Source organism: Streptomyces sp. NPDC059534, from assembly GCF_042743475.1.
Classification (GTDB): domain Bacteria; phylum Actinomycetota; class Actinomycetes; order Streptomycetales; family Streptomycetaceae; genus Streptomyces.
Genome location: NZ_JBHWAQ010000002.1, coordinates 194,570 through 214,469 on the forward strand (window position 1 = coordinate 194,570; position 19,900 = coordinate 214,469).

The 19,900-nt window shown below is 75.1% G+C and carries 20 protein-coding genes and 1 pseudogene; 7 read left to right on the top strand and 14 right to left on the bottom strand.

Features of this window, described 5'->3' with window-relative positions:
* Positions 1–34: 34 nt before the first annotated feature.
* Positions 35–547 carry a GNAT family N-acetyltransferase gene (locus ACFVZH_RS03185; protein ID WP_384892326.1) on the bottom strand — a complete coding sequence of 171 codons (513 nt, stop codon included), beginning with the start codon at positions 545–547 and terminating at the stop codon, positions 35–37.
* Positions 548–600: 53 nt separating this feature from the next.
* On the opposite strand from ACFVZH_RS03185, the gene ACFVZH_RS03190 reads away from it, so the two are divergent.
* Positions 601–933 carry a 5-carboxymethyl-2-hydroxymuconate Delta-isomerase gene (locus tag ACFVZH_RS03190; RefSeq protein ID WP_384892329.1) on the top strand — a complete coding sequence of 111 codons (333 nt, stop codon included), beginning with the start codon at positions 601–603 and terminating at the stop codon, positions 931–933.
* On the opposite strand, the gene ACFVZH_RS03195 is transcribed toward ACFVZH_RS03190, so the two are convergent.
* Entirely contained in the window at positions 918–1,649 is a 732-nt protein-coding gene (locus tag ACFVZH_RS03195) for a TetR/AcrR family transcriptional regulator (RefSeq protein WP_384892332.1), read from the bottom strand. The genes ACFVZH_RS03190 and ACFVZH_RS03195 overlap by 16 nt on opposite strands.
* A 37-nt stretch (positions 1,650–1,686) precedes the next feature.
* On the opposite strand from ACFVZH_RS03195, the gene ACFVZH_RS03200 reads away from it, so the two are divergent.
* On the top strand, positions 1,687–2,133 hold the full coding sequence (locus ACFVZH_RS03200) for a hypothetical protein (RefSeq protein WP_384892335.1): 447 nt from the start codon (positions 1,687–1,689) through the stop codon (positions 2,131–2,133).
* A gap of 14 nt (positions 2,134–2,147) precedes the next feature.
* Here the strand turns inward: ACFVZH_RS03200 and ACFVZH_RS03205 are convergent, their stop codons facing one another.
* The 5 genes from ACFVZH_RS03205 to ACFVZH_RS03225 all read right to left on the bottom strand — a co-directional run bounded on the left by ACFVZH_RS03205 (position 2,148) and on the right by ACFVZH_RS03225 (position 8,734).
* Positions 2,148–3,209 carry a PDR/VanB family oxidoreductase gene (locus ACFVZH_RS03205; RefSeq protein WP_384892338.1) on the bottom strand — a complete coding sequence of 354 codons (1,062 nt, stop codon included), beginning with the start codon at positions 3,207–3,209 and terminating at the stop codon, positions 2,148–2,150.
* Positions 3,209–4,093, bottom strand: a complete 885-nt coding sequence (locus ACFVZH_RS03210) for a metal-dependent hydrolase (protein ID WP_384892340.1) — start codon at positions 4,091–4,093, stop codon at positions 3,209–3,211. Before ACFVZH_RS03210 ends, ACFVZH_RS03205 begins: the two co-directional genes overlap by 1 nt.
* 122 nt (positions 4,094–4,215) lie before the next feature.
* A complete protein-coding gene (locus ACFVZH_RS03215; protein WP_384892343.1) occupies positions 4,216–6,558 on the bottom strand; it encodes a hypothetical protein in 2,343 nt (780 codons plus the stop codon).
* 98 nt (positions 6,559–6,656) lie between these two features.
* Entirely contained in the window at positions 6,657–7,457 is an 801-nt protein-coding gene (locus ACFVZH_RS03220; protein ID WP_384892346.1) for a tyrosine-protein phosphatase, read from the bottom strand.
* Between the two features lie 272 nt (positions 7,458–7,729).
* On the bottom strand, positions 7,730–8,734 hold the full coding sequence (locus ACFVZH_RS03225) for an NAD-dependent epimerase/dehydratase family protein (protein ID WP_384892349.1): 1,005 nt from the start codon (positions 8,732–8,734) through the stop codon (positions 7,730–7,732).
* A 231-nt stretch (positions 8,735–8,965) separates the two neighbouring features.
* Here ACFVZH_RS03225 and ACFVZH_RS03230 point away from each other — a divergent pair, with 231 nt between their 5' ends.
* Both ACFVZH_RS03230 and ACFVZH_RS03235 read left to right on the top strand, forming a co-directional pair.
* Complete coding sequence (locus tag ACFVZH_RS03230; protein WP_384892352.1) at positions 8,966–9,628, top strand: hypothetical protein; 663 nt, start codon at positions 8,966–8,968, stop codon at positions 9,626–9,628.
* 51 nt (positions 9,629–9,679) lie between these two features.
* Positions 9,680–11,122 carry a PepSY-associated TM helix domain-containing protein gene (locus ACFVZH_RS03235; RefSeq protein ID WP_384892355.1) on the top strand — a complete coding sequence of 481 codons (1,443 nt, stop codon included), beginning with the start codon at positions 9,680–9,682 and terminating at the stop codon, positions 11,120–11,122.
* Positions 11,123–11,134: 12 nt separating this feature from the next.
* On the opposite strand, the gene ACFVZH_RS03240 is transcribed toward ACFVZH_RS03235, so the two are convergent.
* From ACFVZH_RS03240 to ACFVZH_RS03260, 5 genes are all read right to left on the bottom strand, one after another.
* Positions 11,135–11,698 (bottom strand): winged helix-turn-helix domain-containing protein, encoded by a 564-nt coding sequence (locus ACFVZH_RS03240; RefSeq protein WP_384892358.1) that lies wholly within the window; start codon positions 11,696–11,698, stop codon positions 11,135–11,137.
* Positions 11,699–11,804: 106 nt separating this feature from the next.
* Positions 11,805–11,927 (bottom strand): hypothetical protein, encoded by a 123-nt coding sequence (locus ACFVZH_RS03245; RefSeq protein WP_384892361.1) that lies wholly within the window; start codon positions 11,925–11,927, stop codon positions 11,805–11,807.
* Positions 11,928–12,067: 140 nt separating this feature from the next.
* Positions 12,068–13,099, bottom strand: coding sequence for a glutamine synthetase (gene glnII, locus ACFVZH_RS03250; RefSeq protein ID WP_384892364.1), 1,032 nt, complete (start codon positions 13,097–13,099; stop codon positions 12,068–12,070).
* A gap of 156 nt (positions 13,100–13,255) precedes the next feature.
* Positions 13,256–14,407, bottom strand: a complete 1,152-nt coding sequence (locus tag ACFVZH_RS03255) for a hypothetical protein (protein WP_384892367.1) — start codon at positions 14,405–14,407, stop codon at positions 13,256–13,258.
* On the bottom strand, positions 14,404–15,813 hold the full coding sequence (locus ACFVZH_RS03260; RefSeq protein ID WP_384892370.1) for a hypothetical protein: 1,410 nt from the start codon (positions 15,811–15,813) through the stop codon (positions 14,404–14,406). Before ACFVZH_RS03260 ends, ACFVZH_RS03255 begins: the two co-directional genes overlap by 4 nt.
* Positions 15,814–16,091: 278 nt before the next feature.
* Between ACFVZH_RS03260 and ACFVZH_RS03265 the strand changes: the two genes are divergently transcribed.
* Together ACFVZH_RS03265 and ACFVZH_RS03270 are read left to right on the top strand one after the other, a co-directional pair.
* Positions 16,092–16,997 carry a Gfo/Idh/MocA family protein gene (locus ACFVZH_RS03265; RefSeq protein WP_384892373.1) on the top strand — a complete coding sequence of 302 codons (906 nt, stop codon included), beginning with the start codon at positions 16,092–16,094 and terminating at the stop codon, positions 16,995–16,997.
* Between the two features lie 7 nt (positions 16,998–17,004).
* A pseudogene (locus tag ACFVZH_RS03270) lies at positions 17,005–17,418 on the top strand (GNAT family N-acetyltransferase); the annotation flags it as partial.
* A 25-nt stretch (positions 17,419–17,443) separates the two neighbouring features.
* On the opposite strand, the gene ACFVZH_RS03275 reads toward ACFVZH_RS03270, so the two are convergent.
* Both ACFVZH_RS03275 and ACFVZH_RS03280 read right to left on the bottom strand, forming a co-directional pair.
* Positions 17,444–18,970, bottom strand: coding sequence for a PLP-dependent aminotransferase family protein (locus ACFVZH_RS03275; RefSeq protein ID WP_384892375.1), 1,527 nt, complete (start codon positions 18,968–18,970; stop codon positions 17,444–17,446).
* 117 nt (positions 18,971–19,087) lie between these two features.
* On the bottom strand, positions 19,088–19,447 hold the full coding sequence (locus tag ACFVZH_RS03280) for an arsenate reductase family protein (RefSeq protein ID WP_384892378.1): 360 nt from the start codon (positions 19,445–19,447) through the stop codon (positions 19,088–19,090).
* 149 nt (positions 19,448–19,596) lie between these two features.
* Here ACFVZH_RS03280 and ACFVZH_RS03285 point away from each other — a divergent pair, with 149 nt between their 5' ends.
* Positions 19,597–19,872, top strand: coding sequence for a hypothetical protein (locus tag ACFVZH_RS03285; protein WP_384892381.1), 276 nt, complete (start codon positions 19,597–19,599; stop codon positions 19,870–19,872).
* The last annotated feature ends 28 nt before the right edge of the window (positions 19,873–19,900 follow it).

A 19,900-nucleotide genomic window follows, 5' to 3' on the forward strand; every position in this document is an offset into this window, starting at 1 on the left:
GGCGCCGGGATCCACCCGGCGCCGGGGCCGGCCGTCACCCCAGAACCTTCTCCATCCGCCGCACGGCGTACCGCCGGCCGTCCGCGCCGGTCTTCTCCAGGAGCGGGACGAGGGCCGTGTACCCCGCGTCCTCGTAGTACGTCCCCAGGCGCGGGTTGCGGTCCTCGCAGTCGAGCCGGGCCAGCGTCCGGCCCCCCGCCGTGATCCGCCCCTCCGCGTGGGCGAGCAGCAGCCGGCCCGTCCCGGCGGGCGCCGCCTCCCGGTCGGTCATCAGCCGGTGCACATAACCGGCCACCGGCGGCTGGGCCCCCCAGACCTCGCGGTCCTCCCACCACAGCTCGTACGCGCCCACGGTCCGCCCCTCGCGCGACGCGAGCCACACCTCGCCCTCGGCGATCCGCGCCCGGAAATGAGCGGCCCCGCGCGCCCCCGGCTTCCACTGCTCGATACCGCCGCGCACCATCCAGCGCGCCACCCCGTCGAACAGCTCCACCAGCAGGTTCGTATCGCGTTCGTCCGCCTGCCGGAAGGTCACTTGTGCGTCCATGGCCCCCACCGTAAAGGTGTGGCCAGACATCCGTCCCACCGGGAGTGACCCCCATGCCGCAGATCACCGTCGACTACTCCGCGCCCCTCGACCGGCGCGGCTTCGCGCTCGCGCTCCACCCCCTCGTCGCGGAGACCGTCGACACCCAGGTCGACGCCTGCAAGACCCGTTTCCGCGAGGTCGAGGAGACCGTCGTCGGCGACGGCGCCACCGAGGGCGCGACCGTCCACGTCGAGATCGCCCTGCTCCCCGGCCGTACGGAGGAGGCCAAGGCGCGGCTCGCCGAGGCCGTCCTCGACCTGCTGCCGCACCACCTCAAGACGACGGACGGCGTCCTGCTCTTCGCCGAGGTCCGCGAACTCGACGCGTCCTACCGCAAGCGCTGATCGGGCACGGCCGGCGCTCCGTGGAGCGTGGGCACCAGCGCGACGAGCCGGGCCACCAGGTCGCCGAAGGGACCGTCGGCCGGCTCGTCGGCGAGGATGCCGACGAGGATCCCCGCCATGTCGGGGTCGTACGCGGCGCTCACCGCGGCGAGGGCCGCGAAGTCGTGCACGAGCTGCACCTCCAGCTCCGCGCGCGGGACCCGGCGGCCGTCCAGCCACAGGAGCGCCGTCGACTCGGCGAGCGAGACCCAGGACCGGACGACCAACTCCAGGCGGGCCGAGGGCTTCTCGACCTCCAGATGCGCGAGGATCTGCTCGTAGGCGGCCTGCCGCACCTCGTCGATCATCGCGTTCGTCGTCGACGAGCCCACCGCGGGACCGCCGCGCATCAGCGCCGCGAACCCCGGGCCGTGCTCGTCCACGAAGTCGAAGAACCGGCCCATCACCCGCAGCAGCCGTGCTCCCAGCGGGCCCTGCGGCGGCTCCACGAACCGGGCCGCCAGCTCGTCGGCCGCCCGCCGCAGCGCCGCCTCGTACAGGCTCTGCTTGCCCGGGAAGTAGTGGTAGACCAGCGGGCGCGAGATCCCCGCGGCCGCGGCGATCTCGTCGATGGACACGTCGTCGGGAGAGCGGTGGCTGAAGAGTTCGAGGGCCACCCCGATCAGCTGCTGCTTGCGCTCCTCGACGCCCATCCTGCGGCGCACCCCGGTCGTCATACGAACAGCCTAACGGGGTCCGATACGCTCCTGCTCCATGAGCGCTTCCGACCAGGACACCCCGGCAGCCGGGGCCCTCGCGGCCGCGGAGACCGACGAGGCTCCCGAGACCGGCGAAACCGACGAACCCGACGCGATCGAAGAGATCGACGGACTCGACGAGGGCGGCGAGGCGGAAGAGGACGGCGAGTTCGACGAGGACGGCGAGGTCGACGAGGACTCCCGGGAGGGGCTCACTCCCAAGCAGGCGCGGCGACTCCGGGTCGCCGCCGCCTCCGTGCTCCTCGTGGCGATGGCCGTCGTCCTGGTGATCCGCCTGGCCAGCCGTACGTCCGTGCTGGTCGTCGGGGTGTACGGCCTCGCGATGATCCTCTGCGGGGTCGTGATCGAACTCTCCCGCAACGGCCGTACGCGGCTGGCCACATGGCTCCTGGTGGGGGGCCTGGCCGCCGCGCTCGCGTTCGACTGGCTGATCCTGCCGTAACGACAGGACGCCCCCTAGAGGTCCAGGACGAGCCGCTTCCCCGCGCAGCGGGAGACGCAGATCAGCATCGAGTCGCCCCGTTCGGCATCCGTGAGCAGCTCGTCCCGGTGGTCGATCTCGCCTTCCAGGACCCGCTGTTGGCAGGTGCCGCAGAAGCCCTGCCGGCAGGAGTACGTGATGCCGGGCAGCTCCTCGCGGACCGCGGCGAGGACCGACTGGTCGGCCGCCACGGTCACGGTACGGCCGGAGCGGCGCAGTTCGAGCTCGAAGGCGGTGCCGTCGGTCGTCGCCGCGGCCGAGAAACGCTCGAAGCGCGCGGTCCGGCCCTCCGGCATCGCCCTGGCCACCGCGTCCATCAGCCCGTCGGGGCCGCAGCAGTACACGACGGTCCCGTCGGGCAGCAGGCCGAGGAGGCCGAGGTCGGGGAAGCCGGACTCGTCCTCGGCGACGACCGTCACCCGGTCGCCGCCCAGCCGCTCGACCTCGTCCAGGTAGGGCATGGTGGCCCGGCTCCGCCCGCAGTACACGAGCCGCCACTCCGCCCCGGCCGCCTCGGCGGCGCGCACCATCGGCAGGACCGGCGTGACGCCGATGCCGCCGGCGACGAAGACGTACGCGGGGGAGTCGACCAGCGGGAAGCGGTTGCGGGGTCCGCGTATCCCGATCTCCACGCCCTCGTGGAGCTGTTCGTGGACCTCGCGCGAACCGCCCCGGCCGCCCTGCCCTTCGTCGATCAGGCGCGTCGCCACGGTGTACGCACCGGTGTCGGCCGGGTCTCCGCAGAGCGAGTACTGCCGGACCTGGCCGGACGGCAGGACGAGGTCGACATGGGCGCCGGGCTGCCAGGCGGGCAGTCCCTCGCCCTCCAGGCGCAGTTCGACGACGCCCTCGGCGGGCGTGGACCGTCCGGTCACGAGGACCCTGCGGGGGACGGTGCTGCCCCGGCCGTACCCGGAGACGGGCACGTCGAGGGCGGGCAGCGGCCAGAGCGGGGCGGTGGTCATGCGGCTGCGGACGGCGCGGCGGACCAGCAGCGCGGCCCCGGCGACGAGGGCGACGGTGGTGAACCGGGGCATCAGCGGCCTCCGTTGGCGCCGGGGGAGGAGGCCAGGTAGGCCATCGCCTGCGCGGTGTCGCCCTCCTGCGAGGGGTGGTAGGAGCGGGAGAGGTAGCGGGGGATGGAGCGCAGCATGTCCGGGGTCGAGGGCAGCACGCCCCGCCGGCCCCTGCGGACGAAGTCCGCGAACGACGCCTTCGGGTCGAGCAGGCCCGGGTCGTTCTCCAGGAAGAAGCGGATGCCCCGCTGCCAGAGGAAGACCAGCGCAGAGAAGGCGAGCGCCCAGGTGCGGGCGCGGCGCCGGTAGCCGCCGTCGAGGTGCATGAACAGCTCGAAGGCGACCGAGCGGTGCTCGACCTCCTCCGCCCCGTGCCAGCGCAGCAGGTCGAGCATGACCGGGTCGGCGCCGACGCGGTCGAGCTCGTCGGCGTTGAGCACCCAGTTGCCGAGGAAGGCGGTGTAGTGCTCGATCGCGGCGATCATCGCGACGCGTTCCATCAGCCACCAGCGGCGCGGCCGGCCGGGCGGCAGGGTCCGGTCCCCGAGGAGCTTCTCGAAGAACCAGTCGACCTGCGCGGTGTACGGCGTGGGGTCGAGGCCCAGCTTCCTCAGGTGGGGGAGGACGTCGTCGTGGGCCTGGGAGTGGATGGCCTCCTGGCCGATGAAGCCGATGACGTCCTCGCGCAGCCGGTCGTCGGTGATGTACGGCAGCGCCTGCTTATAGACGTGCACGAACCAGCGTTCCCCGGCCGGGAGGAGCAGGTGCAGCACGTTGATCGTGTGCGTGGTGAAGGGGTCGCCGGGAACCCAGTGGAGCGGGGTCTCCTCCCAGTCGAAGGAGACCTTCCGGGCCTTGAGCTCGACGTGTTCCGACGCCACCGGGGCAGGCTGCGTATTAGACATGTCGTCAATGTACTGAGGGGTAGGGGTCTCGCAACAGGCCCCTGCACCGGCTTTTTCCGGCCCGCGCGCCCGGCGCCCGGCGGAGCCGACCCGCCACCGGATCACCGCCGATCACCCCCGCGTCACCGCAGGGCGCTCCGCCGTGTGCCGTCCTCCAGCGTGCCGTCCAGATCCGCCCGCGCCCCCGCCTTCGCCCGCACCGCGAGCAGCGGACCGTCCGACCGTCCCCGCACGCCGCCCGACACCTCCAGGGCGGTGAACTCCGGGCTGCCCGCCGCCAGGACGTACCAGCCGCCGCCCGGCGCCTGCCACAGCACACCCGCCAGCACCCGGGGCTCCCGCACCCCGCAGGCGGGGGACCCCTCGGACCGGGCCGCGAGCGCCGCCGGCACCTTCGCCGACGGCACCAGGAACTGCGCCAGGACCCGGCCGCCCGTACCCCGCCAGGTCTCCGCGCGCGTGCACAGCCAGGTGCCGCGCCCGGCGCCCTCCGGCAGCGGCTGCCGCGCGAACCGCCAGGCGTTCACCGACCGCACCCCGTGCGCCCGCACCGCCGCCAGCTGGCACGCCGTCCGCGCCCACGCTTCCCGCGCCTCGGTCCCCGTCGCGTCCACCGGAGCCGCCGGCGCGCCCCACAGGAGCCGCGCGGGCGCCAGCTCGCCGAGGTCCGTGAGGAGCCGCAGCCCCGAACCGTCCCGCACCTGGAGGGTGTTCCAGCGGACGCAGCCCTTCGCCTCGGCCGGGCTCGGCACCGGCTCGGTCACCCCGTACGCGTCCCTGGCCAGCGGCCACGGCTCCTTCGCGGGCGCCAGGAGGTCCCGCACCGCCGTCTCCCGCACCCAGGGGGCCGTCAGATAGCGGACGTTGCCCGAGGCCCGGGAGAGGACGAGCGCCGCCGAACCGACCGTGTCGGCCCCGTCCGTCCGCGCGAAGTCCAGCGCCGCGCCGGCCGCGCCCCGCGTCGGCTCCGCGTACCGCACCACCCGCAGCCCGTCGTGGAAGAGCACCACCCGGGCCCCGTCCACCACGCCCGCGAACAGCAGCTGCGGCGGCCCCATCGGCGGCCCCACCGGCGTCCCCGGCGTCGCCGACGATCGCACCGAGAGCCCGGGCCGCGCCCACACGGCGAGCGCCCGTCGCACCAGCGCGCCGTCCCCGACGAGACCGCCGCGCGCGGGCCACACCGAGAAGTCCTGGCGGGTGGAACCCGGCCAGGCGGCCGGCGTCACCCGTTTCACGGCCCCCGGGTCGAGCGCCGCCTCGGCCGCCGGATTGCGCGCGTACGACGGCGCAGCAGCACCGTTTCTTCCCCAGCCGTCCCCCGGCAGCCCCAGCAGCAGCCCGCACACCACCAGCGCCACCAACGCCACCAGCACCGCCCGCCCGTGCTGCCTTCGCCGCATCAGATCCGTCGGCCGCGCCTGCAGCGCACACGGATCGAACTCGTCCGACTCCAGCAGGGCGGCCCCACTGACCCGCCCCGCCCGCCCGGGCCCGAGCGGCCCGGCACCGCCGCCACCCGGGCCGCTGGGCCGTTCCGGTCCCGCCCGTTCGCCGACCCGGTCACGACGGTCCCGGCCGTCCGGGCTGTCCCGGCTGTCCTGAGCGTGCTGGCCGGCCCTGCCGTCCTGACTGTGCCGGCCGGCCCTGCCGTCCTGGCCGGGCCGGTCGGCCCGGCTGTCCCGGCCCGCCCCGTCGTCCCGGTCGTCGGCGCGGTCCGCCCGGGGGCCCGGCGCAGGGGTGCCGTGTCCCCCGCCCGGGCCGCGCACGCGCCCCGGGCCCGCCTGCTCGCCGACCCGGTCACCGGACCCGCCCGGGATCACGCCCCGGCCGGGGCCGAAGGGGCCGACCGTGAAGGCGCCGTCCTGGGCCGCCTCCGCCGCGTCCGCCGAGTCCAGGGCGTCCACGGCGTCCGCCTCGGCCAGGGCCGCCGCCGGGTCGGCGACACCGGCGGCGGCGAGCACGCGCAGGACCTCGGGATCGCCCTGCCGCTCCAGACCGCGCAGGACGTAGGCCGCGCGGCCCGGGCCGGAGAGCCGGGACAGGCGCTGGTCCAGGGCCAGTTCGTCGGCGCCGCCGACCCGCGGGAAGAGCCGCAGCCCCCACACGTGCGGGAGCAGCGGCGGGAACTGCGCCCGGCGCGGCAGCGCGAGCCGCCGCAGGGGCAGCCCGGCGACGAGCGCCTGCCGCAGCACCTCGCCCCGTACGTACGCGTACCCGGGATCGACCGCGTCCTCGGCGTGCCGAGGCTCCGGCACGGAGGCCGGGCCCGGCACCCGGCGGCGCGGCAGCGAGCGCTGTACGAGCGCGTGGGCGGTCAGCACCCGCCGGTTGCGGCCGAGCGACGGCGGCAGCACGAGATAGGCGATGCGGACGAGACGCGGATAGCGCTCGACGAGCGCGGCCTCGGCCTGCTCGACGTCGACGGGGCCCACGGGCGAGGGAACGAGATCCTGGGTGCTCACGTTCAGCAGAACGAGCGATTCTTCCGATGGTCACCCCGGCCCGCGGACGACGAAGGGCCGGTGCGCGGCCGGTGCCGGGCCGGTGCGGCGGCTCGGGCTCAGGCCGTGGTGACCGTCAGCCGCTCGCGGATCAGCTCCGTCACCTCGTCCGGGACGCCGAGCCCCTCCCGTACGTACTTCTCCATCGAACCGTGCCGGACCGCCACCTCGTCGAGCGCCGCGTCCAGGTACTGCGGCAGGACCCCGATCAGGTCGAGCGCCAGCTGGGGGTCGCCGCCCTGGGCCGTGAACCCCTCGATCATCGGCGCGAACGCCTGCCGCACCGCCGGATTCACCGACAGGTACTCGGCCCGCACCGTCTCCTCGTCGGCCCCGAGCAGCGACAGGACGACCGTCGCCGCCCAGCCCGTCCGGTCCTTGCCCGCCGAGCAGTGGAAGAGCAGCGGCCCGGCACCCGGCGTCCCCAGCTCCCCGAGCAGGCCGCGGTACGCGGCACGGGCGGAGTCACCGGAGACGAAGGCCCGGTAGGTCCGCCCGAAGGCCGCCCGCATCCGACCCCCGCCCAAGTGCTCCTCGGCGAGCGCCGGGTCGGCGAGCAGCGTCTTCAGCCGCGCGGCGGGCGGCAGCCCGCTGCCCGCCAGCTGGTCGGAGAGCACGTCCGCGACGAGCAGCCGCGCACCGGCGGGAAGCCGGTCCGGCCGCTCCCCGCGCTCCCGCTCCGTCCGGAGGTCGACGACCGTCCGGATGCCCAGGTCGGCCACCACCGGCTCGTCCGGGTCGAGCCGGTCGAGCTGCGCCGAGCGCAGGACCAGACCGGCACGGACCGCACGCCCGTCGCCGAGCGGCAGGCCGCCGAGGTCACGGAGGTTGGCGACGGAGGCGGCGGGGATGGCGGGCATGGCGGCGGCTCCTCCCGTGCGTACACGTTCCCTGCCGACCGTAAGGGATCCCCTCGGTCCGGGCAGATCGGGACGAGTCCGTCCGGGCGGATGCCCCGGTCCGGGGAGCCGGGGCGAGCCCGTCCGGGCGGATCACGGAGAGCCCCTCCGGGCGGATCGCGGCCTGCCGGTCCGGGCGGGTCACGGCGAGTCCGTCCGGACGGGTCACGGCGAGTCGTCCGGGCGGGCCGTCCCGAACGGGGGGAGGTCCGGGCGGCGGGCCCGCCGCCCGGTCACTCCGCGGGCGTGGACAGCTCCGCCAGGACGGCCGCCTCCCGTTCCGGCGAGAGGCCGACCGGCGGCCGGTCCGGGCGGTGGGGGGCGACCCCGCCGAGGGACCCCAGCCAGGCCCAGGTGTCGGCGACCGTCTCCGCCACGGGCCGGCAGCGCAGCCCGGCGGCGACCGCGCGGGAGACGTCGGCGGTGTGCATCGCGTCGTACATCTCGCCCGGCGGCACCCACACGGGCAGCTCCGTCCAGGGCTCCACCCCGGCGGCGAGGAGCGCCTCCGGCGCGGTCCAGCGCAGCTCGGCGTCCGAGCCGGTCACCCGCACGCAGGCGTCGAGGAGTTCGCCGGTGGTCGTGTGCCCGGCCGGCGCGATGAGGTTGTACGGGCCCGAGAGCCCGGCGGCCACCGCGTCCAGCGTCCACGCGGCCAGGTCGCGGGCGTCGACGTACTGGAGCGGCAGGTCGCGCGGCCCGGGGGCCAGGACGGGGCCGCCGCGCGCGATCCGGCCCAGCCACCAGGGGAGCCGGCCCACGTTCTCGTACGGGCCGATGATCAGGCCCGCCCGGACGAGCAGCGTCCGGTCCTCCCCGAAAGCGGCCGTGGCGGCGAGCTCGCCGCCCCGCTTGGCCTCCGCGTACGGCACGTCCCCGTCGTCGGGCGAGCCCTCCACCAGCGGCCCGTCCTCCGCGAGTCCGGCCGCCGCGGGCCATGTGTACACGGATCGGCTCGACACGTACGCGAACCGCCCGACGCGGTCGGCGAGCAGCCGGGCCACGTCCCGGACCGCCGACGGCGCGGCCGACCAGGTGTCCACGACGACGTCCCAGGACCCCGTGGCGAGGGGGGCGAGGCCCTCGGGGGTGGTGCGGTCCCCGATCAGCGAGGCGGCCCCCGCGGGGACCGCGTGGCGGCCGCGGTGGAAGACCGTCACCTCCCAGCCCCGGGCCAGCGCGTCCTCGACGATCGCGCGGCCGACGAACTCCGTACCTCCGAGCATCAGCATTTTCATGATCGGAAGCCTGCCCGTTCGGCCCGGCCGAAGCGAGGGAGTTCCGCTGCCGGAGGATTCCGCTGCCGGAGGAACGGCGTCGGAGGGCCGCGACCGGAGGTGGCGTGTTCGGCCATCTGGCCGGATGGCATCATGACGGCGATGACGGATGCCCGGTCGCCCCTGCGCGCGCTGCGAGCCGCACTGTTCGCGGTGGTGTGCGTGACCTTGGCCGCCGTGGGGCATTCGTCCATGTCTGCGCACCAGCTGCCGGCGTCCGTGCTGCTCGGCGCCTTCGCCGTGACGGCCGCCGCCGCCTGGACCGCGGCCGGCCGCCGCCGGGGCGCACCCGAGATCGCGGGGGCCCTGCTCCTCCTCCAGGGCGCGCTCCACCTGATCCTCTCCACGGCCGGTTCCCACGCCGGGGACACGGGCCACCCGGCCATGCCCGGCATGGGGGGCGCCTCTCACGCCATGCCTGGCATGGAAGGCATGGAAGGCATGGCCATGGGCCCTGCCGGTTCCATGGGCTCCGCCACCATGGGCAACTCCGCCATGGGGCCTCCCGACATGGGGTCCGGCGTCATGGGTTCCGGCGTCATGGACGCCGCCACGGGCTCCGGCGCCGGCATGCTCGCCGTCCACCTCCTCGCCGCGCTCCTCTGCGGCCTGTGGCTGGCGCACGGCGAAGCCGCCTTCTTCACGCTGGCCCGCGCCGCCCTCGCCCACGCCTTCACACCGCTGCGCCCGCTGCTCGCGCGCGTCCGCGTCCCCGACGCCCCGCGCCCCCCGGTCCGCCGGTCGCGCCGCGACGCCCCGCGCCCGCACACCGTCGTCCTCGCGCACGCCCTCTCCCGGCGCGGCCCGCCCCGGCTGTCCGCACCCCGCGCCACGGCCCTCGGAGCACACGTCTGACCCGGGGGTCCCTTCCCCCTGTCTGCACCGAACTCCGAGGACAGCCACGTCATGACCGTCGACGATCCCGTACGCCCGGACACCCCCGAAGCACCCCCGTCGGACACCACCGAGCCCCGCACCCCGAACACCCCCCGCAAGGCAGGCACCTGGAGCGCGCTGCGCCCCCTCCTGCTCCGCCTGCACTTCTACGCGGGCGTCCTCGTCGCCCCGTTCCTCCTCGTCGCCGCCGTCAGCGGCCTCCTCTACGCCCTGTCCTTCCAGGCGGAGAAGGTCTACTACGCGCACGAGCTGGAGGTCCCCGTCGGCGACACCACGCTGCCGCTCTCACGGCAGGTGGAGACCGCCCGCGCGGCCAACCCGAACGGCACCGTCACCGCCGTCTGGCCCGGCGCCGAACCCGGCGCGACCACCCGGGTCCTCATGGCCGACCCGGACGCCCCCCAGGACGCCTCGACGGCCGTCTTCGTCGACCCGTACACCGGTGAGGTACGCGGACAGCTGCCCAGCTACGGCGGCTCCGGAGCCCTCCCGCTGCGCACCTGGCTGGACGAACTCCACCGCGACCTGCACCTCGGCGAGTTCGGCCGCAACTACAGCGAACTCGCCGCCAGCTGGCTGTGGGTGATCGCCCTCGGCGGCCTGCTGCTCTGGCTCGGCCGCCGCCGCTCCGCCCGCCGCGCCCTCCTCCTGCCCGAGCGGGGCCCGAAGTCCCGCCGCCGCACCCTCTCCTGGCACGGCTCGGTCGGCCTGTGGGCGGTGACCGGACTCGTCCTGCTCTCCGCGACGGGCCTGACCTGGTCCCGGTACGCGGGCGAGAACATCGGCGTCGTGCAGGACGGCCTCGGCGGCGCGACCCCCACCCTCTCGGCGACCCTCGACGGCGCCGCCGGCGCGTCCACGGGCCACGAGGGCCACGGCGCCGGCCACACCACGGGCGCCACCGCCCCGGGCGCCGACATCGGCCTCGACAGGGCGGTGGCGGCGGCCCGCGCGGCCGGCGTCGACAGCCCGCGGATCTCGGTCGTCCTGCCCTCCGAGGGCAAGGGGTACGTGGTCAAGGAGACCGACACGCAGTTCCCGGTCCAGCTGGACTCGGTGGCCGTGAACCCGGCGGACGGCGCGGTCCTCGACCGCCTCGCCTTCGCCGACTACCCCCTGCTCGCGAAGCTCACCCGCATCGGCATCGACGCCCACACCGGCGTCTTCCTGGGCCTGTTCAACCAGCTGGCCCTCGCCGCCCTCGCGCTCGCGCTGATCCTGCTGATCCTCTGGGGCTACCGCATGTGGTGGCTGCGCCGCCCGGGCCGCCCGGTGGCCCGCGGGGCCTGGCGCAAGGCCCCGGTGACCCTGCTGCTGCCGCTCGCGGCGGCCACGGCGGTCGTCGGCTGGTTCGTCCCGCTGCTCGGCCTCAGCCTGCTGCTGTTCCTCGCGGTGGACCTCACCCTCGCCGCGGTGGCGAAGGCGAGGGCCAGGGCCGGCCGGACCGTCTGACGAACGCCGCGATCAGGGCGTGTACTTGTAGCCGACCCGCCGCACGGTCTGGATCGTGTGGCGGTGCTCGGCGCCCAGCTTCCGCCGCAGCCGGGCCACGTGCACGTCCACCGTGCGCCCGTCGCCGACGTGTCCGTACCCCCACACCGTCGTGACCAACTGGTCCCGGGTGTGCACCCGGTGGGGGTGTGCCACCAGATGGGCCAGCAGCTCGAACTCCAAGTACGTCAGGTCCAGCGCCTGCCCGTCGACGACGGCGATCCGCTGCACGTCGTCGATGCTCACCGGCCCCTGCTCCTCCGCCGCCACGGCGGACGGCGCGGGGACGGGCGCGACGGGCAGGTGCGCCTGCTGGTCCGCCGGCACCAGCACGAGGTAGCCGACCATCGGCGGACGGCCCGGCAGCGTCGGCAGCGTGTGCTGCGGCGCCGGCAGCAGCGTCGCGCCCGGCGGCAGGAAGCTCGCCACCTGGGAGAAGTCGACGACCTCGTTCGGATCGACGGCACGCAGTCGGTGTCGTCCGGGACGGACGGCGGCGAGGGGGGAAGCGGCGGAAGCGGTCTGGGTGTGCACCATGGGAAGCTCAGCTCTTTCGCGCGAGGAGGCGGACGGACAGTCGTCGTACGTCAGTCGTCGTGCGCGTGGGCCGAAGGCCGCGGATCGGACCGTACCGATCGGGGCGTTAGAGGGCCGACGCGTTCATCGCGCGGCAACACACCCGGTCGAAGTCATGATGCTGCCGGGAGGGCCAGAACGGCTCGAGGTCGTGACGACCCGTCGCGGTGTCGTTCTTCATGATGGCCATATCCCTATTGAACCAGAAGGGAATGCCCCCGACGAGCCTTTCGTCGGCCAAACCCCGTGTCATCCGTCCCACATGACGGAAGGGGCGCCCACCGTGTGAACGGTGGGCGCCCCTTCCGGAGTGCGGGGATCAGAGGTGGATCAGACCTGGCCGGCCTTGGCGAGGGCCTCGCAGCAGGTGTCCACGATGAGGCGGGTCACGACGTACGGGTCGACGTTCGCGTTCGGGCGACGGTCCTCGATGTAGCCCTTCTGGTCCTGCTCGACCTGCCACGGGATGCGGACCGAGGCGCCGCGGTCCGAGACGCCGTAGGAGTACTCGTCCCACGGGGCGGTCTCGTGGAGACCGGTGAGGCGCTCGTCGATGCCCGCGCCGTAGTTCTTGACGTGGTCGAGCGGCTTGGAGCCCTCGCCGAGGGACTCGCAGGCGGTGATGATGGCGTCGTAGCCCTCGCGCATCGCCTTGGTGGAGAAGTTGGTGTGCGCGCCCGCGCCGTTCCAGTCGCCCTTCACCGGCTTCGGGTCGAGCGTCGCGGAGATGTTGAAGTCCTCGGCCGTGCGGTACAGCAGCCAGCGGGCCACCCACAGCTGGTCGGAGACCTCGAGCGGCGCCAGCGGGCCGACCTGGAACTCCCACTGGCCGGGCATGACCTCGGCGTTGATGCCGGAGATGCCCAGGCCCGCCGTGAGGCAGTTCTCCAGGTGCGCCTCGACGACCGGGCGGCCGTGGATCTCGTCCACGCCGACGCCGCAGTAGTAGCCGCCCTGCGGGGCCGGGAAGCCGTTGACCGGGAAACCGAGCGGGCGGGTGCCCTCGAAGAAGGTGTACTCCTGCTCGATGCCGAAGATCGGCTCCTGGGCGCCGTACGTCGCGGCGACCTCGGCGAGCGCGGCACGGGTGTTGGACTCGTGCGGCGTCATGTCCGTGTTGAGGACCTCGCACAGGACCAGGATGTCGTTGCCGCCGCGGATCGGGTCCGGGCAGACGAAGACCGGCTTGAGGACGCGGTCCGAGGCGTGGCCCTTGGCCTGGTTCGTGCTGGAACCGTCGAAGCCCCAGATCGGCAGCTCGTCGAGCGCGAGGCTCTCGCCGGCGATGATCTTCGTCTTGGAACGAAGCTTCGCGGTCGGCGCGGTGCCGTCGATCCAGATGTACTCAGCCTTGAAGGTCACGGGTCTCATCCTTTGGCGTGCTGCTGCGGGGTTCCGCTGCGGCTCGCGGCACTGCGAGAAGCTGCGGTCTCTGCGCTGTCTGCGCTGTTTGTGTTCGACCGCAGCTTCGCAACACGGGATTTCCCGTCGGTTGCCCGTTTGTGAACCCCGTGTTACTCAGCTTTCCTGATTTTCGCGTACGCGCTGTGCGACCACGTGCGCGTCGAGCAGCCCGCCGAGCCCCGCCGACCGGATCCGGCGCACGACCTCCTCGTACGAGGTGCCCAGCGCCTCCGCCGTCCGCCCCAGGTGCCAGTCGTGCGCGGCGAGCTGCCGCAGCAGGTGTCCCTTGCGGATCTGGTTCTCCGACAGCCGGAACGTCTTCAGGTACGCCGTCCGCCCCTTGTGGTCGGTGATCAGCTCGCCGATGTGCTGCTCCTGCCCGCCGCGCAGGAACGGCGGCAGGAACCGGTACAGGGCGAAGGACCCCATCCGCTGCACGCGCGAGAAGGCGTACGGCGTCTCCAGGAGGTCCCGCGCCATCAGCCCGTCGTGCGCCGCGGTCCAGGCCCGCTCCTGCTCCCGCGCCGCCGCCCGCAGGTCCGCGAGCGTACGGATGCCGCCGGCCCCGTCCCGGATCCGCGCCGTGAACTCCGGCACCGACGCGCCGTAGTACGCGTACTGGTGGACCAGCTCCCCGTACAGGTCCTCCACCAGCGTCGGATGCAGTCGGCGGTAGTCGTCGGGGTGCGGCACCACGAACGCCGCGGCCAGCGCGTCCGCCACGTACAGCAGCATCCCGCACTGCCCCGGGTGGAGCTCGAAGATCCGCAGCGCCTCCGCGAGCCCCGGCACCGCCCACCCCGCGTACGCCGCCTCGGCACGCGGCGACAGACCCCGACGCAGCGCCTCCCGCGACCAGTCGTCCCAGACCACCGGCGGCCCGCCGAAGTGCAGGGCGAGATACCCCTCCAGCGCGAGGTGCAGCGGCAGGAACCGCATCCGCCGCTCGCCCTGGCGCCGCTTGGCCATCCGGTGCAGCCGGCGCACGGGCACGCCCGGCGGCGCCCCCTCGTCGCCGAGCCGCGTCCCGTACGCGGCCTGCTCGGCCCCCGTCCCCGTCCAGTCGGCGACGAAGCCGTGCGGGACGTACGAGGTGTAGACCGTCCGGTCGTCGAGGTCCACGGTCGCCGGGCCGTACCCCCCGTACACCTCCCGGTGCAGCCGCAGGCCGGCCACCGGCTCGGACCGCACCAGCGGCACGAGCCGTACCCCGCCCCACACCTGCGCCGGACGCGTGTCCAGACCGGTCGGATCGATCCGCGTCATGCCCCGGCCCCCTTCAGGAAGAGCTCCACCCGCCGGTCCAGATAGGCCCGCAGCTCGGCGAACCCCGTCCGCCCCTCCGCGAACTGCGCGAGCTCCACCAGCGCCGCCAGATCCTCCGCGTCCCGGATCCCGGCCGTCGGTACGCTCGGCGCGAGCCGGCGCACGTCGAATCCCTCGGCGTCGTATACGGGGTTGAGGTGGACCGCGCTCGTCCGCCGGTCCGGATCGAGCCGTGTGCGCCACACCCGCAGCACCTCGCCCGCCAGCCCCGGCGGCGCGTTGTCCCAGCCGTCCGAGACGATCACCAGCCGCTCGGGACCCGTCTCCAGGGCGTCCAGGATCCGCGTCCCGAGCGGCGTCGGCCCGTACGGCCGGACCAGCAGCGGATCGTCCCCGCCCGAGGTCCAGAGCGCCGTGTACGCCCCCGGCGCCGCGAGCGCCTCCAGGAGGAAGTTGCAGCCCAGCGCGACCGCCAGCGGACGGCGCCGCTTCACCGCCGAACCGGACGAGGAGAAACTGTCGTCGAGCACGGCCGTCACCCGCCCCCAGCTCCCCGCGTACGGCCCCGCCGCACGCCGCGCCGAGGCCCGCAGCGCCCCCGTGAGCTCGGCCCGCCGCTCCACCCGCTCGCCGATCGGGAGCGCGAGGACGTACAGCGCGAGCCGGGTCAGCGGCATCCGGGACAGATCGGCCCCCGCGCCCGCCGCCCGCTCCGTCCGCAGCTGTTCGAGGCGGGTCATCCGGGGCGCGATCCGCTCCAGGAACACCGCGCGGGGCACGCCGTGCTTCGCGGCGAACCCCTCGGCGACCGTGAACGGCAGCTCGTACAGCGCGGACTGCTCGTAGCGCGCCCGGCGGTGGGCGTCGAGGGTGGGGTTCGCGTACCGGACCCGGCGTCCCGGCGCGAAGAGGAAGTCACCGGTCTCGGGGTCGGCCGGCCGGCTGTGGACGTGCCGCACCGCCGCCTTCAGACCCGTCCGGTACTTCACCGCGTCCAGCGCCGGATCGGGGCGGGCCTCCAGCCACCCGCGCACGATCGCGCGCGTGCGCCGGTTGTTGACCCCGGCGGCCCGCAGCGCGCGGAACAGCCGGTACACCCGCTGCGGCGGCAGGAGCGCGAGCCGCGCGGCGATCAGCCGGCCCTCGGCCCGCTTCTCCGCCGGCCCGCCCGCCTCGTCCGCCGTGCACAGCAGCCGTTCGACGATCAGCGCCGCGTTGTGGTGGTTGACGTCGAGGGCGAGGGCGGCCGCGTACACGGGCCGGTAGTTGACCCGTACGTACTCGTGGACGAAGTCGAGCGAGAACCGCTGCTCGGCGGCGGAGGCCCGGAACTCCCGCTGCCCGGTGGCGGTCACGGCGGCGTTCACGAAGAGGAGCACGTCCTCGGCGGCGACCAGCTCGGACACGGTCCTCCCCTTCCCGTGGGCGCCGGCCGGGGAATGAGGGCGCGAACAGCGAAGACGTTGCTTCAGAGGCAGGTTCCGGAAGTCGCACCGGAGTCCCGCGGCCGGCGACAGAACGCTAACACCGGGGTGGGGGAGACCCGCCAGCGCATTTCGTTCTCCGGAGAAGGCGATGGCGATGGCGATGGCGGCCGGTTGCCGTGGGCTGGGCCGGTTCGATCGCGGGCCAGCGGGCGGGCTCGGCCGGGCCGGTTGTCGGCGGCACCCGGCAGACTGGCCCCATGGCGAAGCAGCTGGGCGCGAAGCCCCGTATCGGTCTCCTCGGCACCGGCCCCTGGGCCGCCCGTACACACGCGCCCGCGCTGGTCGGGCACGAGGGCGTCGAGTTCAGCGGGGTGTGGGGGAGACGCCCCGAGGCGGCGGCCGCGCTCGCCGCCGCGTCGGGCACGCGCGCGTACGACGACGTGGACGCCCTCCTCGCGGCGAGCGACGCCGTCGCCCTGGCGCTCCCGCCGGACGTCCAGGCGCCCCTGGCGGTGCGGGCCGCGGAGGCGGGCTGCCACGTGCTCCTGGACAAGCCGGTCGCCACGACGGTCGCCGGCGCCCGCGCGGTGACCGAGGCGGTCGAGGCGGCCGGGGTCGCCTCCGTGGTCTTCTGCACCCTGAGGTTCGCGGAGCCGACGGCCCGCTGGATCGAGGAGCAGGCGGCGGCGGGCGGCTGGTTCCTCGGCGAGGCGCACTGGCTGGGATCGCTCTACGGCCCCGGCTCCACGAGCGTGTACGCGGCCTCCCCCTGGCGGCGGGAGAAGGGCGGCCTCTGGGACGTCGGCCCGCACGTCCTCTCGGTCTACCTGCCGGTCCTCGGCGACGTCACGGAGATCACGGCCGCGCCCGGCCCCGGCGACACCCACCACCTGGTCCTGCGGCACGCGTCGGGCGCGAGCAGCACGGCCACCCTCACCCTCGGCGCCCCGCCGGAGGCGGCGGAGGCGGCGCTCACCCTGCACGGCACCGCGGGCCGCGCCGAGCTGCCCTCGTGGGACGGCGCGGTGGGAGCCTTCGCCGCCGCCGTCGACGCCCTCGTCACCGCGGCCCGCACCGGCGAACCCCATCCGTGCGACGCCCGCTTCGGCCTGCGCCTCACGGAGATCCTGACGGAGGCGGAGCGCCGTGCCGCCCGCGGCTGACGACGCCGTGAGGCCGGACATCCGGGCCGTCACCCCCGCCGACTGGCCCCTGTGGCGGGCGGCCCGGATCGCCTCGCTCGCCGGCTCGCCCGAGGCGTTCGTGTCCCGGCTCGCGGACTGGGACCGGGGTGGCGAGGCGCGGTGGCGGGCCCGGTTCGACGACCCGGCCGCGTACGGCGTCCTGGCGGTCGTCGGCACCCGGCCCGTCGGCCTCGCGGCCGGCCTCGTCGCGCCCGGTGGCGGGCCCGAACTGCGGTCCGTCTGGGTCGCGAGGGACGCCCGGGGCCGCGGTCTCGCCGCCCGCCTGATCGCGTCCGTCGAGACCTGGGCCCACGGCACGGGCGCGGGCACCCTCCGCCTCTCCGTGCTGACGGCCAACGCCCCCGCCATCGCGCTGTACGAGCGCCTCGGCTACACGGCGGACGGCCGCGCGGGCGAGGTGCTGGTCATGGCGAAGAGGCTGGAGCGGACGGCGCGGGAGCCGGCGAAGGAGCCGCCCGAGAAGGAACCGTCGCCGAAGGAACCACCTGCGCAGGAGCCGCCGGAGAAGGAGCCGGGCGGCCACCTCTGAGGCTTTCGGCGAGCGCGTCGCACAGGGCGTCGAGCGCGGCCCCGTACAGCCGTTCCGGCGGCGTGGCGTAGCCGACGACCAGGCCGTCCGGGTGGCCCGGGCCCCCGGCGCCGGGGTGGCGGTAGGAGGCCAGGCCCTCCACGGCGACCCCGTGCCGGGCCGCCGCGGCGAGGGCGGCCGGCTCGGTGCCGGAGGGCAGTTCGAGGACCGCGTGCAGCCCGGCGGCGATGCCCGTCACCCGTACCTCCGGCACCCGCTCGGCGAGCACGGCGGTCAGCCGGTCGCGGCGGCCCCGGTGCCGCTGGCGCATGCGCCGGACGTGCCGGTCGTAGCCGCCGGAGACGAGGAAGTCGGCGAGGGTGAGCTGCTCCGTGGCCGAGGAGTACGGTTCGCGTTCCCCCTTCGCGGCGACCACCTCGTCCACGAGCCCCGCGGGCAGGCACATCCAGCCGATCCGCAGCGCGGGGGAGAGGCTCTTGCTGACGGAGCCGACCAGGACGGTCCGCTCGGGGTCGAGGCCCTGCACGGCGCCCACCGGCCGCCGGTCGTAGCGGAACTCCCCGTCGTAGTCGTCCTCCACCACGAGCCCGCCGGACCGGCGGGCCCACTCCAGGACGCCGGCCCGCCGCTCCGGATGCAGCGGCCCGCCGGTGGGGAACTGGTGGGCGGGGGTGAGCAGCACCGCGCCCGCCCCGGCCGGGATCTCGGCGACCCGTGCCCCGTCCTCGTCGACCGGCACCGGGACGGTGCCGACCCCGGCCTCGGCGAGGAGGCCCCGGTGGAACGGCAGCCCGTACGCCTCGACCGCCCACGGCCCTGTCGCGCCGACGACCCGGGCCAGCAGCCGCAGGGCGTGCGCGGCGCCCGAGCAGACGACGATCCGGTCGGGGCCGGTCCGCACGCCCCGCACCCGGGCGAGGTACGCGGAGAGCGCCAGGCGCAGTTCGATCCGGCCGCGCGGGTCGCCGATGCCGAACGCCTCGTGCGGCGCGGTCGTCAGCGCCCGCCGGGCCGCCGCGAGCCAGGCCCCGCGCGGGAAGGCGCCGGGGTCCGGCTTGCCCTGCACGAGGTCGTACGGCGGCGCCGGCGGCGCGACCGGCCGCACGGGTCCCGGTGCGGGCGCGGCGACCCGGTCGGCCACGCGGGTCCCCGACCCCTGGCGGGCGGTGAGCCATCCCTCGGCGACCAGCTCGGCGTACGCGTCGGCGACCGTGTTGCGGGCGATCCCCAGATCGGCGGCGAGCGAGCGGTACGGCGGCAGCCGGGTCCCCGGCGCCAGCCGCCCGCCGCGGACCGCCTCGCGCAGCGCCGCGATGAGCGCCGTCCGCCGGCTGCCGCCCGCCGCCTGCTCCAGATGCAGATCGATCCCGAGCCCGCCCGCCGAGCCCTCCACGCTGCTCACCCTTCCCCGCCCGTCGCCGGGCCCCGTGGTCCGGTGCCTCCGCTCACGATTTCCCGCCCCACGCCGGGGCTCGTACGTCGCGTACGCCGCTCGTACGCCGTGGTTCGCCCGCCCGGCTCAGCGGGAGAGCGCGTCGCGCACCGCTTCCTCGGAACGGGCCACGACGGCCGTGCCGTCCTCGGCGGTGATGATCGGCCGCTGGATGAGCTTGGGGTGGCCGGCGAGCGCCTCGATCCACCGGTCGCGGTTCTCCGCGTCCCGGGGCCAGTCCTTCAGCCCGAGGTCCTTGGCGACGGCCTCCTGGGTCCGGGTGATGTCCCACGGTTCGAGGCCGAGGCGGTCGAGCACCCGCCGGATCTCGTCGGGCGACGGCACGTCCTCCAGGTAGCGCCGCACGGTGTAGTCGGCGCCCTCGGCGTCGAGCAGGGTGAGGGCGCTGCGGCACTTGGAACAGGCGGGATTGATCCAGATCTCCATGCCCCACACGGTACCCCCCAGGCATCCCTCCACCACCCCCTAAACCCCATCTGGCCAGGGGCGATTGTCAGTGGGGGGCACTAAAATAGGGGGTGAAGGTGAGGGTCCCGGGGAGGGCCCCCATCCCACCGTTCGCCAGGAGGTTGCCCATGGCTCTCGCCGTGATCCGGACGCCGTCCATCGAACCCTGGAAGCCCCTCCAGAGGAAGCCCCTTCCCGCGGGCCGCCCCCGCGAGTGGTACGTGACGCACAACCGCCGACTCAAGGCCATGCGCCTCGCCATCGCCCTCCTCGACGCGGGCGTCTACCTCCCGTCGAAGGCCACCAACACGACGATACGCACCACCGCCGAGTCCCTCGGGATCCACCCGCCCTCCGACACCACCTGCCGCATGGTCCGCGCCCTGATCCGCTACGGCCGCTGACCCGCGGTCGCGTCCGGCTCTCCGGGCC